Consider the following 16,483-nt stretch of genomic DNA (forward strand, 5'->3'; position numbering starts at 1 on the left):
ATGTCTACTCAACTCCCCTCTTCGCTGCACTTTGATGTGCTCATCGTTGGCAGCGGCCTCGCCGGTCTGAGTGCGGCGCTGCTGCTCTCGCAGCAATACCGCGTAGCCATCCTCACCAAACGCGCGGTGCGCGAAGGCAGCAGTGGCTGGGCCCAAGGCGGCATAGCTGCCGTGTGGGACAAGGACGACAGCTTTGCCGCCCACGTGGACGACACCCTGATTGCCGGTGCCGGCCTGTGCGACCTCAAAGCCACGCAGTTCGTGGTGGAAAACGCGCCCCAAAGCATCGCCTGGTTGCAAAAGCTGGGCGTGCCGTTTTCAGAAGAAGCCGGCCACGCCGGCCAGCTGCACCTCACCCGCGAAGGCGGCCACAGTGCGCGCCGCATCGTCCATGTGACCGATGCCACCGGTGCCGCAGTGCAACAGACCCTGATTGAAAAGGTGAAAGCCAGCGCCAATGTGACGCTGTTTGAGCACCACACGCTGGTGGACCTGATCACCACCAACAAACTCGGCCAAGCTGGCCCCAACCGATGTGTGGGCCTGTACGCGCTGGACGACGACACCGACGAAGTGCTCACCTTCCAAGCGCCCCACACCATTTTGGCCACCGGCGGCGCGGGCAAGGTCTACCTTTACACCACCAACCCCGACACCGCCACTGGCGACGGCATTGCCGCAGCCTGGCGCGCGGGCTGCCAGGTGCAGAACATGGAGTTCATCCAGTTCCACCCCACCTGCCTGTTCCACCCGCACGCCAAGAGCTTTTTGATCACCGAAGCGGTGCGTGGCGAAGGCGGCCGCCTGCTGCTGCCGACCGGCGAGCGCTTCATGCCCAAGCACGACCCGCGTGCCGAGCTGGCCCCGCGCGACGTGGTGGCCCGCGCCATCGACTTCGAGATGAAAAAAGGCGGCTTTGACTGCGTGTACCTCGACATCTCACACCAGCCGCTGAGCTTTATCCAAGAGCACTTTCCCAACATCTACGCCCGCTGCCTGGAGCTGGGCATCGACATGGCCAAGCAGCCCATCCCTGTGGTGCCGGCGGCCCACTACACCTGCGGCGGCGTGGTCACCGACCTCGACGCCCGCACCGATGTAGAGGGCCTGTACGCCGTGGGCGAAACAGCCTGCACCGGCTTGCACGGCGCGAACCGTTTGGCCTCGAATTCGCTGGTGGAGTGCATGGTGTTTGCGCGATCCGCTACCGCTTTGATAGCAAGTGAGCTGGCCAGCGGCAGCTCAGAGGCACCACGCCAGTTGCCCGCCTGGGACGACAGCCGCGTCACCGATGCGGACGAGAGCGTGGTCATCTCCCACAACTGGGACGAGCTGCGCCGCTTCATGTGGGACTACGTGGGTATCGTGCGCACCAACAAACGGCTGGAGCGCGCTGCCCACCGCATTGCCTTGCTGCAAGACGAGATTGCCGAGTTTTATGCCCACTTCCATGTCACGCGCGACCTGCTGGAGCTACGCAACCTAGTGCAGGTCGCCGACCTGATTGTGAAAAGCGCCCAAGCCCGCCACGAAAGCCGCGGCCTGCACTTCAGCCGCGACTACCCCGGTATGCTGGATGTGGCGGTCCCCACGACCCTCACGCCTTAGGCTTTTTCTTGGCCTGAAGCGCTGCGCGCAGGTGCTCGTAAAACACCTGCGAGGGTGCACTCAGGGTCGCGCCACGCAACGTAGTGAGGCCCAGTTGCCGGGAGACCGCGGGCTGTCGCAATGACACCCCCACCAGCATGGGGTGGTTTGCGGGCAAAGCCAGCCGTGGCACAGCTGCCATGCCCAAACCTGCCTCCACCATGCCCAACAGCGTGGCAATGTGGCTGACTTCAAAGCGGTAGGAGGGGTTGCAGCCGGCACGGGCCAAGGCATCGTCCAGCAACTGGCGGTTGCCGCTGCTGCGCGCAACGGCAATCAACTTTTCATCGGCCAAATCTGCCCACGCCACGGAGCGGCGCTTGGCCATGGCGTGTCCGCGGGGCATGGCCAGCACAAACTCGTCATCATGGATTGGCAGGAAGTCCACCCCCGGCACCTGGTTGCCCATAAACGCGATGCCGAAGTCGCACTCACCCGCCAGCACACTGGCCACCACTTGGCCGGCGGCCTCATCCATCAAGCGGATGCGGATCTTCGGAAACTTCTCGCTGAATGAACTGACCACCGAAGGCAAAAAATGCAGCGCTGCTGAGGGCACGCAGGCCACAGTCACCCGCCCTATGCGGCTTCCCGCAATGTCAGAGATGCCGAGCATAGCGGCTTCCAGATCGTCCAGTGCCGCGCGGGCGCGCTCGAGAAAAGTGCGCCCCAGCGGCGTCAACTTCACATCGCGGGTGGTGCAATTAAACAGTTTGGCACCCAGGATAGTTTCCAGCCTCTCGATGCGTCGGCTTAACGCCGGAGAAGACAGGTGGATCTCGTCCGCTGCTGCGCGAAAGCTGCCCCGCTCCGCCACGGCCACAAAAGCCTGAAGTTGCTGCAAATCGAAATTGATGCGTGCCATGCACCAATACTAGCAAAAGTTGCAATTCACAAACCGACCGGCAAAGCGCAACATCCGCTTCATAACGATCAGGAGACAAGGCTATGCCCATGAAGAATTTGCTCACCGCCACGGTTGCCCTTGGCGCATTGTTTAACCCGCTTTCACAGGCACTCGCCCAAGCATGGCCTGAAAAAACCATCACCATCGTGGTCCCGACGGCTGCGGGCGGCGCCAATGACGCGATTGCCCGGATCATCGGCCAAGGCCTCAGTGCCAAACTCGGCCAACCCGTAGTAGTAGAAAACAAGGCCGGTGCCGGCGGCGCCATTGCCTCTGAACATGTGGCCAAAGCTGCGCCAGACGGTTACACCATCATGCTCGGCTACATAGCTACCCATGGCATCAACCCGGCCCTGCAAAAGCTGAAGTACGACCCGGTCACTGACTTCGAGCCCATCGGCATGATTGCTGCATCCCCTACCGTACTAGTCGTGAACAACAACGTGCCGGCCAAGAACGCGAAAGAGCTGGTCCAGCTGATCAAAGCGAAACCCAACACTTTCAACTACGCGAGCGCAGGAAACGGCACCGCACCTCACATTGCAGGCGAGTTGTTCCGGATGTCCGCAGCTTTGGAAATGCAGGGCATTCCTTACAAGGGCTCTGCACCCGCCGTCGTGGACACCATTGCGGGCAGCACCCAGCTTATGTTCCCCAGCATGTTTACCGCCTACCCGCAGGTCAAGGGCGGCAAGCTGCGCGCACTGGGCATTGCCGGCGAGAAACGCTCCATCGTGATGCCGGAACTGCCCACGCTGGCGGAGCAAGGCATTGCCAACGTGAACATGTCGCAGTGGTACGCGATGTTTGCACCCGCCAAAACACCCAAGGCCGTCATCGACAAGCTCAACAAGGAGATGAACGCCATCCTGACCGACAAAGCGACCGAGAAGAAGATTGAAGACCAGGGCGCAGAAGTCGAAACAGGCACCCCAGACCAGCTCAAAGCCTTCGTCAAGAAAGAAGCTGCCCATTGGAAAGCGGTGGTGACCGCGGCCAAGATTCAAATCGATTGAGCCGGGGAGCACACAGTATGAATTTGCAAGATTGGATCGGCCGCAGCGAAACCGTGGACGACATTGCCACCGCTACCCCGTATGCCGCGCTCTCCGCCACGCTGGACTGGCCTGCGCCCCTGGCAGGGCAACGCCCCGCCCCCGGCACACCGCTGCCGTACCTCTGGCATTGGCTGTATTTCCTGCCGATGTACGCCCAATCAGAAATCGGCGCCGACGGGCACGCCAAACGTGGCAGCTTTTTGCCCCCCGTGCCCCTACCCCGCCGCATGTGGGCGGGCAGCGACTTCACCTTTCACGCACCTTTGTTGGTAGGTGATGAGCTTCGCCGCACCTCCACCATCATGGATGTGAAGGAAAAGTCAGGCCGCACCGGCAACCTGATCTTTGTGAAGGTACGCCACGAGATTAGCCGCAATGGCGAGGGCTATCCGGCACTCACCGAACACCACAACATCGTGTACCGCGATGCCCCCAAGCCGGATGACGTGGTGCCCGCACCCACACAGTCCCCCGCTAGCTCTGCGTGGGAGCGCCACATCGTGCCCGACGACGTGCTCTTGTTCCGCTACTCGGCGCTGACATTCAACGGTCACCGCATTCACTATGACCGCAAATACGTCACCGAAGTCGAGGGCTACCCCGGCCTCATCGTTCATGGCCCGCTGATTGCCACCTTGCTGATGGACCTGTTGCGCAGCAACAAGCCCGATGCGGTGGTGCGCAATTTCGAATTCAAGGCCGTGCGGCCCACGTTTGACATCCACCCCTTCTCCGTACACGGAGAGCCGTCTGCAGACGGCAAGACGGTGCGCCTCTGGGGCAGAGACCACGAAGGGTTTCTGACCATGGATGCCACGGCGACGCTTGCCTGAAACCCTGATCCCTCTATCTCATCGCTATGCAACCTCTCAAAGGCATCACCGTTGTCACGCTGGAACACGCCATTGCAGCGCCCTTTGCCACCCGACAACTGGCCGACATGGGTGCCCGTGTCATCAAAATTGAACGCCCGGGCACCGGGGACTTTGCCCGGGGTTACGACGAGCGTGTGCGTGGCCTGGCCTCGCACTTTGTCTGGACCAACCGCTCCAAAGAGAGCCTGACCTTGGACGTCAAACACGTTGAAGCGCAAAAAATCCTGATGCGCCTGATCGTCGAAGAAGCGGACGTCGTGGTGCAAAACTTGGCACCGGGCGCCGCCGCACGGCTAGGCTTGTCGTATGAGGCACTCTCCAAGGTCAAGCCCGGCATCATCGTCTGCGATATCTCCGGCTACGGCAGCGACGGCCCTTACCGCGACAAGAAGGCTTATGACCTGTTGATCCAGAGCGAAGCGGGTTTCGTATCTGTCACTGGTACGCCGGATACACCGTCCAAGGCCGGCCCATCCATTGCCGATATTGCGGCCGGCATGTATGCCTACACCAACATCCTGGGCGCACTGATGCACCGCCAGCAAACCGGCCAAGGACAACGCATCGACATTTCCATGCTCGAGGCTCTGGGCGAGTGGATGAACTACCCGCTGTACTACGCGTTCGAAGGTGCAACACCTCCTGCGCGCACCGGTGCCAGCCACGCCACCATTTACCCCTATGGCCCATTTGCCGCCGGAGATGGCAAGACCGTCATGCTCGGTCTGCAAAACGAACGGGAATGGAAGATCTTCTGTGACAAGGTTTTGCTGCAGCCCCAACTCGCCAGCGAAGAACGCTTCTCCAGCAACGGCAAGCGCAGTGCACAGCGGGCGGAACTGTCTGCCTTGATTCTGCAAGCGTTCTCCAGCCTCACAGCAGCTGACGTGGCCCAACGCTTAGAAGAAGCCGGCATCGCCAATGCACAAGTCAACACCATGGCCGAAGTGTGGGAGCACCCTCAGCTCAAAGCCCGCCAACGCTGGACGACGGTTGAAACCGCCAAAGGCACCGTCCCTGCCCTGATACCACCCGGCAGTTGGCAACACGGCGCCGCCCGCATGGACCCGGTGCCTGCATTGGGCGAGCACACCGCCGCCATTCTTGGCAACCTGGGCTACAGCGCAGCCCAGATAAACGCCCTGCGCACCGAAGCCGCAGTGTGAGCGCCGCATGAGCACGCCGGCCCCCTACACCTACCTCTTCGTTCCGGGCAATCGCCCGGAGCGCTTCGCCAAAGCGGCAGCAAGCGAGGCCGAGCGCGTCATCCTGGATCTGGAGGATGCGGTTGCGCCTGCGGACAAAGCTGCAGCACGGCAGGCGATCCACACCTGGATGCACGCCGCCTCCACCACCTTGCCACCCCAGCGGCTGATGGTGCGCATCAACGACGCTAGCAGCGAATTCTTTGCAGACGACCTGGCCCTTCTGCGCACGCTGCCGGCCTGCGGCGTCATGCTGGCAAAAGCAGAACGCGCTGCAGACCTGCAAACGGTCCGTGACGCCATGCAAGCTGACACAGAGTTGCTGGCCTTGGTGGAAACCGCAGCCGGTATCGCTGCCTGCCCATCCATCGCTAGCCACGCATCGGTCACCCGGCTCGCGCTGGGCGCGCTGGATCTGATGGTGGACCTGAACATCCCCGCCGACAGCCCTACGCTCACGCTGGCAGCCTCTCAGCTGGTGTTGGCCTCGCGGGCCGCAGGGCTCGCCGCACCGGTGGCAGGCGTTACGCCCTCGGTACTGGCCGAGCACACCCAAGCCGACATGCAAGACGCCCTGCGCCTCGGATTCGGCGCCAAGATGTGCATCCACCCCGCCCAATTAGCAGGCGTTCGCCGCGCCTTGGCTCCGCTGCCTGCGGAGGTCGATTGGGCGCAGGAAATTGTCACTGCCTGGGATGCTGCGCACGCAGGCAAGGGCCCCACGGGTGCGCTCCAGGTGCAGGGAAAGATGGTGGACAAACCTGTCTACCTGCGCGCCCAACGCATCCTGGACCTCCAACAGTTTTCACATGCGGCCGCCTGAAGCCGTCCCAAACCCTATTCATTACGTCTCAACAGAAGGAACAACAAAATGTCTTCCACCATCATCGACTCCAAGATCTTCACCGACATGTTCAGCGACGCCGCGATGCGCCAAGTCTGGTCGGACGAAAACCGCACGGCCAAGTACCTCGACATCGAGCGCGCCCTGGCCAAAGTGCAAGGCGAGTTGGGCATCATCCCCAGAGAAGCGGCGGACGAGATCGTGAAGAACTGCGAACCCAGCCAGATCGACTGGGTCAAGCTCAAAGCCAAAACCGAGCAGATCGGCTACCCCATCATTGCGGTGGTCAACCAGATCAACGCCAACTGCCGCGACAAGCTGGGCGAGTACTGCCACTGGGGAGCAACCACCCAAGACATCACCGACACAGCCGCCGTGCTGCAGATCCGTGAAGCTTTGGCCTTGGTCGAAGCCGACTTGAAAGACATCTCGGGTTCGCTGGCCAAGTTGGCCAAAGCGCACCGCGACACCCCCATCATCGGCCGCAGCAACCTGCAACAAGCCACCCCCATCACCTTCGGCTACAAGATGGCGAGCATCCTGGCGGGCATTGAACGCCACCGCGAGCGTTTGCAACAACTCAAGCCCCGCGTGTTGGTCGGCGAGTTCGGCGGCGCATCTGGCACCTTGTCCTCGCTGGAAACCGGCGCCATGGAAACCCAGGCCGGATTGATGAAAGAACTGGGTCTGGGCCAACCGCTGATCTCCTGGCACACCGTGCGTGACAACTTTGCAGAAGTGGGCGCCTTCCTCGGCATCGTAGGTGGCTCGCTGGGCAAGATCGCCATGGACGTGAAGCTGCTCATGCAAACCGAAGTAGCCGAAGTGTTCGAGCCCTATGCTCCCGGCCGTGGCTCGTCATCCACCATGCCGCAAAAGCGCAACCCGATTTCCTGCCTCTACATCCACGCCAACATCTCGGTGGTGCGCCAGTTGGCCGCGTCCCTGATGGACGCCATGGTGGCTGACCACGAGCGATCCACCGGCCCGTGGGAAATTGAATGGGTGGCCATGCCCGAGATCTTCTGCCTGATGTCCGGAGCACTCAAGCAAACCAAGTTCATCTTGGCCGGCCTGGAAGTGGACGCCGCCCAGATGCGTAGCAACATCGACATGACCCATGGCCTCGTCATGTCCGAAGCCGTGATGATGGGCATGGGCCCCTACATCGGCCGTGAGTACGCGCACGATCTGGTCTACGACATTTGCCGCGAAGCACTCAAGCAAAAGCGCCACCTGATTGAGCTGCTGGCTGAGCATCCCGAGATCAACAAACACGTCACCCGCGAACAGCTGGAGGGTTTCTGCGACCCCATGAACAACCTCGGTCAAGCTGGCGTGATGGTCGACCGGGTACTGAACTCTTTGAAGGACTGAGAACTTTCACGTTTCAAAAAATAATGAGCGAGACATAACGTGAAAATCCAAAGTCAAAAAGACTTCTTTGCCGGACTGATGTTCACGGTGGTGGGAGGCAGCTTTGCTGCCGGCGCCAGCCAGTACACGCTGGGCAGCGGAGCAAAAATGGGACCGGGCTACTTCCCCCTCGTGCTCGGAGTGCTCCTTGCCATCATTGGCATCGCAGTCACCTTCACCTCGCTGGTAGTAGAAACCGAAGACGGCGACAAGGTCGGCAAATTCGCCTGGAAGCCGCTGTTCTTCATCATCAGCGCCAACCTCGTGTTTGGAGCCTGCATCGGCGGACTGCCAGTCATTGGCTTGAAACCTCTGGGCCTGATCGTGGGCATCTACCTACTCACCTACATCGCCAGCCACGCCGGTGATGAACACAAGTTCAAGGAAGTCGCTGTGTTGGCCACCATCCTGGCGCTCCTGAGCTACGTCGCCTTCATCGTTCTCCTCAAACTGCAGTTCCCGGTCTGGCCTGCTTACTTCACCGCCTAAGCCACGACTGAACCATCGACAGGAACTGCACACCATGGAACTCTTTGACAACCTCGCCCTCGGCTTTGGCGTGGCCTTCACCGGCCAAAACCTGATTTATGCCTTCATCGGCTGTTTGCTTGGTACTTTGATCGGCGTTTTGCCCGGCATCGGACCCTTGGCGACTATCGCCATGCTTTTGCCAGCTACCTATGCGCTCCCGCCGGTAGCTGCCTTGATCATGCTGGCCGGTATTTACTACGGCGCCCAGTACGGTGGCTCAACGACAGCCATCTTGGTGAACCTGCCCGGCGAGTCTTCGTCGGTGGTGACCGTGATTGACGGTTACCAGATGGCTCGTAATGGACGCGCAGGCCCTGCACTCGCTGCAGCGGGTCTGGGTTCTTTCTTTGCCGGTTGTGTGGGCACTTTGATTCTTGCGGCCTTTGCAGGCCCCTTGACCGAGCTGGCCTTCAAGTTCGGCCCTGCCGAATACTTCAGCCTGATGATTCTGGGCTTGATTGGTGCGGTGGTGCTGGCCTCGGGCTCTTTGCTCAAGGCGATTGCCATGATTCTCTTGGGTCTCTTGCTGGGGATGGTAGGCACCGATGTGAACTCCGGTGTGGCCCGTTACAGCTTTGATATCCCTGAGCTGACTGACGGTATCGGCTTCATCGTGATCGCCATGGGCGTCTTCGGCTACGGCGAGATCATCAGCAACCTGTCCAAGAGTGCGGGTGAGCGGGAGATCTTTACCGCTTCTGTCTCCGGCCTCTTGCCGACCAAACAAGACTTCCAGCGCATGGTGCCTGCTGTTCTGCGTGGTACTGCCTTGGGCTCACTGTTGGGTATCTTGCCCGGTGGTGGTGCAGTGATGGCAGCCTTTGCGGCTTACACGATTGAGAAGAAGACCAAGCTCCAGCCCGGTGAAGTACCTTTCGGCAAGGGCAACATCCGTGGTGTAGCAGCTCCTGAAGCGGCGAACAACGCTGGCAGCCAAACCTCTTTCATTCCTCTGCTGACGCTGGGTATCCCACCCAATGCGGTGATGGCGTTGATGGTGGGTGCGATGACGATCCACAACATCCAGCCCGGACCGCAGGTGATGACAGCCAATCCGGAACTCTTCTGGGGTCTGATTGCTTCGATGTGGATCGGTAACCTGATGCTGGTGATCCTGAACCTGCCTTTGATCGGTATCTGGATCAAGCTCTTGTCCGTGCCTTACCGCTGGTTGTTCCCTTCTATCGTGCTGTTCTGTGCGATCGGTGTGTATTCGACCAACAACAACACCTTCGATATCTGGATGGTGGCGATCTTCGGGATCATTGGTTATTTGTTCATCAAGCTGGGTACTGAGCCTGCACCGCTGCTCTTGGGATTTATTCTGGGGCCGATGATGGAGGAGTATTTGCGCCCGGCGCTGTTGCTCAGCCGCGGTGACTGGAGTGTGTTTGTGACACGGCCTCTGTCTGCATCCCTGCTGCTGGCGGCTTTGGCTTTGCTTGTCGTGGTGATGCTGCCTTCCATCAAGGCTAAGCGGGAAGAGGCTTTTGTGGACGATTGATTTCCGGCTGAAATGCTATGAAATCAGGAGCTGCTAGCGCATATATTACCTGCGCTAGCGGCTTTTTTTATTCAAAACCATTGCCAGAAAATGCTGGGTCTTCGGTGAACTCCGGGACACCGGCACTCATGCCGGAATCGCCAGCCCCCGCACCACCGCAGGCCGCGCCACAAAGGCAGCCAGCACACGCGCCACTTCGGGGAAGTCGGCAAAGCCCACCAGATCGCCCGCTTCGTAAAAGCCCACCAAGTTGCGCACCCACGGGAAGATGGCAATGTCGGCCACGGTGTAGTCGTCGCCCATCATCCAGAAGCGGCCCGCGAGGTGCTGGTTGAGCACCGCCAGCAGGCGCTTGCTCTCAGCCACATAGCGGTCGCGGGGGCGCTTGTCTTCATAGTCCTTGCCCGCGAATTTGTGGAAGAAACCCAGCTGCCCGAACATGGGCCCCAAGCCGCCCATCTGCCACATGAGCCACTGAATGGCTTGGTAGCGCTGCGCAGGGTCGGCAGGCAGCAGCTTGCCGGTTTTCTCGGCTAGGTAGATCAGGATGGCGCCGGACTCAAACAGCTCCAACGGCTGGCCGCCGGGGCCTTGCGGGTCCAAGATGGCGGGGATTTTGTTGTTGGGGTTGAGGGACAAGAACTCCGGCGTGGTCTGGTCGTTGGTCTGGAAGTTGACCTTGTGCGCCTCGTAGGGCAGGCCCAGCTCTTCGAGCGCAATGCTCACCTTTACGCCGTTGGGCGTGGGCAGCGAGTAGAGCTGCAGGCGGTCCGGGTGTTGTGCGGGCCACCTGGCAGTGATGGGAAAGGCGGATAAATCAGTGACAGATGACATGGAGGAAGGCTCCGGGTTACTACAAAAACAATAGCTGCTCGCGCACTACCTATGTGCCACGCAGTCTATTTCAATGCCCATGCAGACACCACCTATAAATACGTAGAATATTTTACAAATTTGCAGAATAATCTACCAATGTCTTGGATCACCCTCATCACCAGCCTGCCTACCGAAAACGCAACCGCCCGCATGCGCGCTTGGCGTGCGCTCAAAGCCAGCGGTGCGGCAGTGCTGAAAGATGGCGTCTATGTCATGCCCGAACGCCCCGCATGCCGGCTCGTGCTGGAGTCGGTCGCCGCCGATGTGCTGGCTGGCGGCGGCAGCGCGTATGTGATGGCCGTGCAGGAGCCGGCCAATGCCAGTTTCTCCCCCCTGTTTGACCGCAGCGCCGACTTTGCCACGCTGCTGGCGGATCTGCCGCCTATTCAGGCCCTACTAGCTACGGGCGACAGGGCCGAAGCCACGCGGCTCTGTCGCAAAGCGCGCAAGGCTTTTGTCCAGGTGGCGGACACTGATTTCTTCCCAGGTGAGGCACAACGCCAAGTCGACACGGCACTGCAGGCCCTGGAAACCGTCATCGCCCGCGCAGCGGCACCAGACGAGCCCCAAGCGTTCGCTGGATCTATCACAGTGCTGCAGCGCGCGCAGTACCAAGGCCGCATTTGGGCTACACGAGCCAGGCCATGGGTAGACCGGTTGGCCAGCGCTTGGCTGATCCGACGCCATATCGACCCGAAGGCCCGCTTCATGTGGCTGGCACAGCCTCAGGACTGCCCTGCCGATGCATTGGGCTTTGATTTTGACGGCGCAACCTTCAGCCATTTAGATGGCCGCGTAACTTTTGAAGTGTTGCTTGCCAGCTTTGCGCTGGAAATGCCTGCCCTGCAACGTCTGGGCGCGCTGGTGCACTTTCTGGATGCGGGTGGCGTGCAGCCCCCTGAGGCCATCGGCGTGGAGTCCGTGCTGGCCGGCTTGCGCGCCACCATCCCCAATGACGATGAGCTGCTGCAAGCTGCCAGCGCCGTGTTTGATGCGCTTCATCACCAATTTGAACCCGCACACCCCACCGTATCCCCCCATGGCAACTGACACGCTAAACACCACCGAGAGCCCGACGCCTGTGAGCTTCTGGCAGGCCTTCGCCTTCTGGCTCAAGCTGGGCTTTGTGAGCTTTGGCGGGCCCGCAGGACAAATTGCCATCATGCATACCGAGCTGGTGGAGCGGCGCCGCTGGATCTCGGAAAAGCGCTTTCTGCATGCGCTGAACTACTGCATGCTGCTGCCCGGCCCCGAGGCGCAGCAGCTTGCCACCTACATCGGCTGGCTCATGCACCGGACCCTGGGCGGTGTGGTGGCGGGTGCGCTGTTTGTACTGCCTTCGTTGTTTATCTTGGTGGGGCTCTCCTGGGTCTACATCGCCTTTGGCGATGTGGATTGGGTAGCCGGCATGTTCTATGGAATCAAACCCGCTGTAACCGCCATCGTGCTGCAAGCGGCACATCGCATCGGCTCACGCGTGCTGAAAAACAATGCCTTGTGGGGCATTGCGGCGGCTTCGTTCGTCGCTATCTTTGCACTACAAGTTCCCTTCCCACTCATCGTGCTGGGCGCCGCATTGCTGGGCTATGCCGGCGGACGATGGGCGCCGGCCTTGTTCAATAGCGCGGGTGGCCACGGCGGTGCTGCCAAACACTATGGCGCTGCACTGATTGACGACCGCACCGCCACGCCCGAGCACGCGCGCTTCCGTTGGAGCCGGCTGGGCCTGGTGCTGCTGGCAGGCACCCTGCTATGGGCACTCCCCACGGGGGCGCTGACCTGGAGCCTTGGCTGGAACCACACTTTCACGCAGATGGGATGGTTCTTTACCAAGGCAGCACTGCTCACATTTGGTGGCGCCTATGCGGTGCTCCCTTATGTCTACCAGGGTGCCGTCGGGCACTATGGCTGGCTCACCCCCACCCAAATGATCGACGGACTGGCATTGGGTGAAACCACACCGGGCCCATTGATTATGGTGGTGGCGTTTGTGGCTTTCGTGGGTGGTTACGCGAACGCGGTGCTGGGCCAAGAGCACTTGTTTATTGCCGGAGCCATCGCTGCGGGCTTGGTCACCTGGTTCACGTTTCTGCCGTCCTTCATTTTTATTCTGGCCGGGGGCCCGCTGGTTGAGAGCACGCACAACGAAATGAAGTTCACCGCTCCACTGACTGGCATTACCGCAGCGGTCGTGGGAGTGATCGTGAACCTGGCTCTGTTCTTCGGTTACCACGTGTTGTGGCCGCAGGGCTTCACCGGCTCCTTTGACAGGGTGGCCGCTGGCCTTGCTTTGGTTGCGGCTATTGCTTTGTTTCGCTACAAGCGCAACGTGATCCACGTTATCGCCGCCTGTGCGCTTGCCGGTGTGCTGATCTCATTAATCCGCTAGGAATGCTCTATGAACTCCATCACCAGCCACGAACTCGCGCAACTGCAAACTGACGGCCAAGCCCTTACCCTGCTGGACGTGCGGCGCGACATGGCGCGCCGGTCCGATGGCACCCAAATTGCCCATGCGCAGTGGCAGGACCCGGCCCATTGGCTGGACTGGAAAGACAAAGTCCCCAAAGACCTGCCGGTGGTTTTGTACTGTGCCCACGGACGTGAAATCAGCCAAGGCTTGACCACAGCACTGCAGGTGATGGGACTAAACGCCCGCTTTCTCGAAGGCGGCTTAGCTGCTTGGCAGGCTGCTGGCCTGCCTACGGAAATAGTGACTTGAGGGTCTGAACAATCAGCGCAGTGCGAGCACTGTAGGCGCTTGCAGTGTGGGGTGGCGGTTGCTCAGTTTGAAGAAAGCCACCGACTCCACCAACTGCTGCGCCTCGTGCCGCAGGCCGCTGGCGGCCGCGGCAATCTCTTCCACCATGGCAGCGTTTTGCTGCGTGGTCTGGTCGATGAGCGCAATCGCTTGGCCCACCTGCTGCACACCGGTGCTCTGCTCGGAGCTGGCGGCGCTGATCTCGCCCATGATGTCGGTCACATGGCGGATCGAGCCCACCACTTGCGACATCGATTGCCCGGCTTTAGCCACCAGCGCGTTGCCGCGCTCCACCCGCTCCAGGCTCGCGTCGATCAGGCTTTTGACCTCTTTGGCCGCGGCCGCAGAGCGCCCAGCCAGCGAGCGCACCTCGGAGGCCACCACCGCAAACCCCCGCCCCTGCTCGCCGGCGCGCGCCGCCTCTACGGCAGCGTTCAGAGCCAGGATGTTGGTCTGGAAGGCAATGCCGTCAATCACGCTGATGATGTCCACAATGCGGCGCGAGCTGTCGTTGATCTCTTGCATGGTGCTCACTACATTGGCGACCACTTCGCCCCCTTGGCTGGCGGCGTCTGATGCCGTGCGGGCCAGTGCATCGGCACGGGCGGCGCGTTGGGCGTTCACCCGCACCGTGTCGCCCAGTGCCTCCATGGAGGCAGCTGTTTGCTGAATGGCGCCGGCCTGCTGTTCGGTACGGCTGGAAAGGTCGTGGTTGCCCGAGGCGATTTCCGCACTCGCGCCCGACACCGCCTCAGACGACTGCCGCACGCGCGCCACCACCTCGCTCAGGCTGTGTTGCATTTCGCCCAGCTGCGCCATCAGGCTGTGCGGAGCAGCGGCGGTACCCAATTCCGCGCTGAAGTCACCCACACTCAGGCGCTGTGCGACCTCGTTGGCTTGCGCCGGCTCGCAGCCCAGCTGCGCGGTGAGGTTGCGCACCGTGCTCCAACCAAACGTGATGGCACAAAGCAGCCCGAAACCGATCAAGCCCACGCTGCCCCACCACTGGGTGCGGTAGCGGCCGCCCGCAGCCTCAAACTCGGTTTTGGCCCCCTCGATCTGGAGTTGTTGCAGCGCCTGAATGCTGCGGTTCACGGGCGCAGACAAGGGCGTCATCTTTTCCACCATGGCGGCTTGTGCGGTGGTGATGTCGTTCTCTAGCAAAGCAGTCACGGCGGGCTTGAGGCCTTGTTCGTCATAGGCTTTGAAGGATTTCTCCCAGTTAGCGGCTAGGGCTTCAGCCTCGCCCTCGAGTGGATGCTCGCGGTACTGCGCCCAGGTTTCAGCAATCTGCTTTTGGTTAGCGGCGATCTCTTTAACGCTGGAGGCAATCACATCCGGCAAGGGGTTGGCCAAGGCCTGTGCCACATGCATGCGGCTGCTGAAGGTCAAGGCATCTATTTGCCCCAGCGTCACAGCAGGCACGGTGCGCTCTTGGTACACCGAGCGCAAAGCGTCGTTGGACTGCCTTGCACCGTAGACACCAAAGCCACCAATCACCAATAACAAAGCCGCCAGACTGGCAACCAACACAAACAGCCGGGTGGACACGCGCATGACAACCTCTGGGAAACAAACACCCCGGACGGGGTGGGCAAAGCTGATTGAATGACTAGTTTGTGAAGGTTTTATGACGTTGTTACATCTAGGGGTTTTGAAGGGGAGCGGTGGTTCAGTCCATGAGCGGTTTGCCTTTTCGGGCGAGATGCGTTTTGCACACATCTAGGGTTTCTCCCAATGAGAAAAACGTTTGCGCAAACGTTTGCTACGGTAGCATTTAGGAGCAGAAACGTACTTTGGCGAGGCCATGGGACCTCCAGCGTTCCTTTCTGCTACGCATGAAAAGTTAACAACTCAGAGGAGATAGACCATGAAATTGAATCGCCGTACCGTACAAACCACCCTAGCTTTGAGCCTGATGGCTGGGTTTTTTGCAACCCCAGCCCTGGCCGCCGACAAACCCAAGGTCGCCTTGGTGATGAAGTCGCTGGCCAATGAATTTTTCCGCACCATGGAAGACGGCGCAAAGGCCCATGCCAAGACCAACGCGGCCAAGTACAGCCTGGTGTCCAACGGCATCAAGAACGAAACCGACACTGCGGCCCAAATCCGCATGATCGAGCAGATGATGGCCCAGAAGGTGGACGCGATTGTGATTGCGCCCGCTGATTCCAAGGCCCTGGTGCCCGTGCTCAAGACGGCTATCGATGCGGGTATCTTGGTCGTCAACATCGACAACCAGCTCGACGCCGCTGCCCAAAAAGAAAAGGGCATCCAGATTCCCTTCGCAGGTCCTGACAACCGTGCCGGCGCCAAGCTGGTGGGCGACTTCCTGGGCAAGGGCCTGAAGGCGGGTGATAAGGTTGGCATCATCGAAGGTGTTTCCACCACCTTCAATGCGCAGCAGCGCACCCTGGGCTACCAGGACGCCATGAAGGCTGTGGGCGCCACCGTGGTGGGCGTGCAGTCTGGCAACTGGGAAATCGACAAGGGCAACACCGTGGCGTCCGGCATGCTGCGTGAGCATCCCGACTTGAAGGGCCTGTTGGTCGGCAACGACAACATGGCCTTGGGCGCTGTGGCTGCCGTCAAGGCCGCTGGCAAAGAAGGCCAGGTCAAGGTTGTGGGCTACGACAACATTGGCGCGGTGAAGCCCATGTTGGCCGATGGCCGCATGCTGGCGACTGCCGACCAGTTTGGTGCGAAGCAAGCGGTATTCGGTATCGAAATTGCACTGAAGGCACTGGCCGAGAAGAAAAAGCAAGCCGACATGCCTGCTGCCATCCAGACCGATGTGGTGCTGGTCACCAAAGCCAGCAAGTAAATTGACGGCCCTTTGAGGGAACACCCCGATCGGCA

15 protein-coding genes are annotated in these 16,483 nt (G+C 60.6%); 12 read left to right on the forward strand and 3 right to left on the reverse strand.

Going from position 1 to position 16,483, the window contains the following annotated elements:
• The gene (nadB, locus tag RAE21_RS10675) at nt 1–1,608 is read left to right on the forward strand and encodes an L-aspartate oxidase (protein ID WP_313881350.1); all 1,608 of its coding nucleotides are present in this window, start codon (nt 1–3) and stop codon (nt 1,606–1,608) included.
• On the opposite strand, the gene RAE21_RS10680 is transcribed toward nadB, so the two are convergent.
• Nucleotides 1,598–2,512: a LysR family transcriptional regulator gene (locus tag RAE21_RS10680; protein ID WP_313881351.1), complete on the reverse strand. Its 915-nt coding sequence runs from the start codon at nt 2,510–2,512 to the stop codon at nt 1,598–1,600. The two genes, nadB and RAE21_RS10680, sit on opposite strands and share 11 nt — an antisense overlap.
• 89 nt (nt 2,513–2,601) lie before the next feature.
• Here RAE21_RS10680 and RAE21_RS10685 point away from each other — a divergent pair, with 89 nt between their 5' ends.
• The 7 genes from RAE21_RS10685 to RAE21_RS10715 are packed head-to-tail and all read left to right on the forward strand — an operon-like array spanning nt 2,602 to nt 9,987.
• Entirely contained in the window at nt 2,602–3,570 is a 969-nt protein-coding gene (locus RAE21_RS10685) for a Bug family tripartite tricarboxylate transporter substrate binding protein (RefSeq protein WP_428984062.1), read from the forward strand.
• Between the two features lie 17 nt (nt 3,571–3,587).
• Nucleotides 3,588–4,445, forward strand: coding sequence for an HTD2 family dehydratase (locus RAE21_RS10690; protein ID WP_313881353.1), 858 nt, complete (start codon nt 3,588–3,590; stop codon nt 4,443–4,445).
• Nucleotides 4,446–4,471: 26 nt separating this feature from the next.
• Nucleotides 4,472–5,653: a CaiB/BaiF CoA transferase family protein gene (locus RAE21_RS10695; protein ID WP_313881354.1), complete on the forward strand. Its 1,182-nt coding sequence runs from the start codon at nt 4,472–4,474 to the stop codon at nt 5,651–5,653.
• 7 nt (nt 5,654–5,660) lie between these two features.
• Complete coding sequence (locus RAE21_RS10700) at nt 5,661–6,515, forward strand: HpcH/HpaI aldolase/citrate lyase family protein (RefSeq protein WP_313881355.1); 855 nt, start codon at nt 5,661–5,663, stop codon at nt 6,513–6,515.
• A 48-nt stretch (nt 6,516–6,563) separates the two neighbouring features.
• The gene (locus tag RAE21_RS10705; RefSeq protein ID WP_313881356.1) at nt 6,564–7,913 is read left to right on the forward strand and encodes a class-II fumarase/aspartase family protein; all 1,350 of its coding nucleotides are present in this window, start codon (nt 6,564–6,566) and stop codon (nt 7,911–7,913) included.
• A 39-nt stretch (nt 7,914–7,952) separates the two neighbouring features.
• Nucleotides 7,953–8,441 (forward strand): tripartite tricarboxylate transporter TctB family protein, encoded by a 489-nt coding sequence (locus tag RAE21_RS10710; RefSeq protein ID WP_313881357.1) that lies wholly within the window; start codon nt 7,953–7,955, stop codon nt 8,439–8,441.
• Nucleotides 8,442–8,475: 34 nt separating this feature from the next.
• A complete protein-coding gene (locus tag RAE21_RS10715; RefSeq protein WP_313881358.1) occupies nt 8,476–9,987 on the forward strand; it encodes a tripartite tricarboxylate transporter permease in 1,512 nt (503 codons plus the stop codon).
• A gap of 126 nt (nt 9,988–10,113) precedes the next feature.
• On the opposite strand, the gene RAE21_RS10720 is transcribed toward RAE21_RS10715, so the two are convergent.
• Nucleotides 10,114–10,821 (reverse strand): glutathione S-transferase N-terminal domain-containing protein, encoded by a 708-nt coding sequence (locus tag RAE21_RS10720; protein ID WP_313881359.1) that lies wholly within the window; start codon nt 10,819–10,821, stop codon nt 10,114–10,116.
• A 138-nt stretch (nt 10,822–10,959) separates the two neighbouring features.
• On the opposite strand from RAE21_RS10720, the gene RAE21_RS10725 reads away from it, so the two are divergent.
• The 3 genes from RAE21_RS10725 to RAE21_RS10735 are packed head-to-tail and all read left to right on the forward strand — an operon-like array spanning nt 10,960 to nt 13,585.
• Nucleotides 10,960–11,913 carry a chromate resistance protein ChrB domain-containing protein gene (locus RAE21_RS10725; RefSeq protein ID WP_313881360.1) on the forward strand — a complete coding sequence of 318 codons (954 nt, stop codon included), beginning with the start codon at nt 10,960–10,962 and terminating at the stop codon, nt 11,911–11,913.
• The gene (chrA, locus tag RAE21_RS10730) at nt 11,903–13,252 is read left to right on the forward strand and encodes a chromate efflux transporter (protein WP_313881361.1); all 1,350 of its coding nucleotides are present in this window, start codon (nt 11,903–11,905) and stop codon (nt 13,250–13,252) included. Before RAE21_RS10725 ends, chrA begins: the two co-directional genes overlap by 11 nt.
• A gap of 9 nt (nt 13,253–13,261) precedes the next feature.
• Nucleotides 13,262–13,585: a rhodanese-like domain-containing protein gene (locus tag RAE21_RS10735; RefSeq protein ID WP_313881362.1), complete on the forward strand. Its 324-nt coding sequence runs from the start codon at nt 13,262–13,264 to the stop codon at nt 13,583–13,585.
• Nucleotides 13,586–13,597: 12 nt separating this feature from the next.
• Here the strand turns inward: RAE21_RS10735 and RAE21_RS10740 are convergent, their stop codons facing one another.
• Entirely contained in the window at nt 13,598–15,181 is a 1,584-nt protein-coding gene (locus RAE21_RS10740) for a methyl-accepting chemotaxis protein (protein WP_313881363.1), read from the reverse strand.
• Nucleotides 15,182–15,494: 313 nt separating this feature from the next.
• Between RAE21_RS10740 and RAE21_RS10745 the strand changes: the two genes are divergently transcribed.
• Nucleotides 15,495–16,448, forward strand: coding sequence for a sugar ABC transporter substrate-binding protein (locus RAE21_RS10745; RefSeq protein WP_313881364.1), 954 nt, complete (start codon nt 15,495–15,497; stop codon nt 16,446–16,448).
• Nucleotides 16,449–16,483 lie beyond the last annotated feature (35 nt).

The sequence above is a fragment of the Rhodoferax potami genome (genome assembly GCF_032193765.1).
Taxonomy (GTDB): domain Bacteria; phylum Pseudomonadota; class Gammaproteobacteria; order Burkholderiales; family Burkholderiaceae_C; genus Allorhodoferax; species Allorhodoferax potami.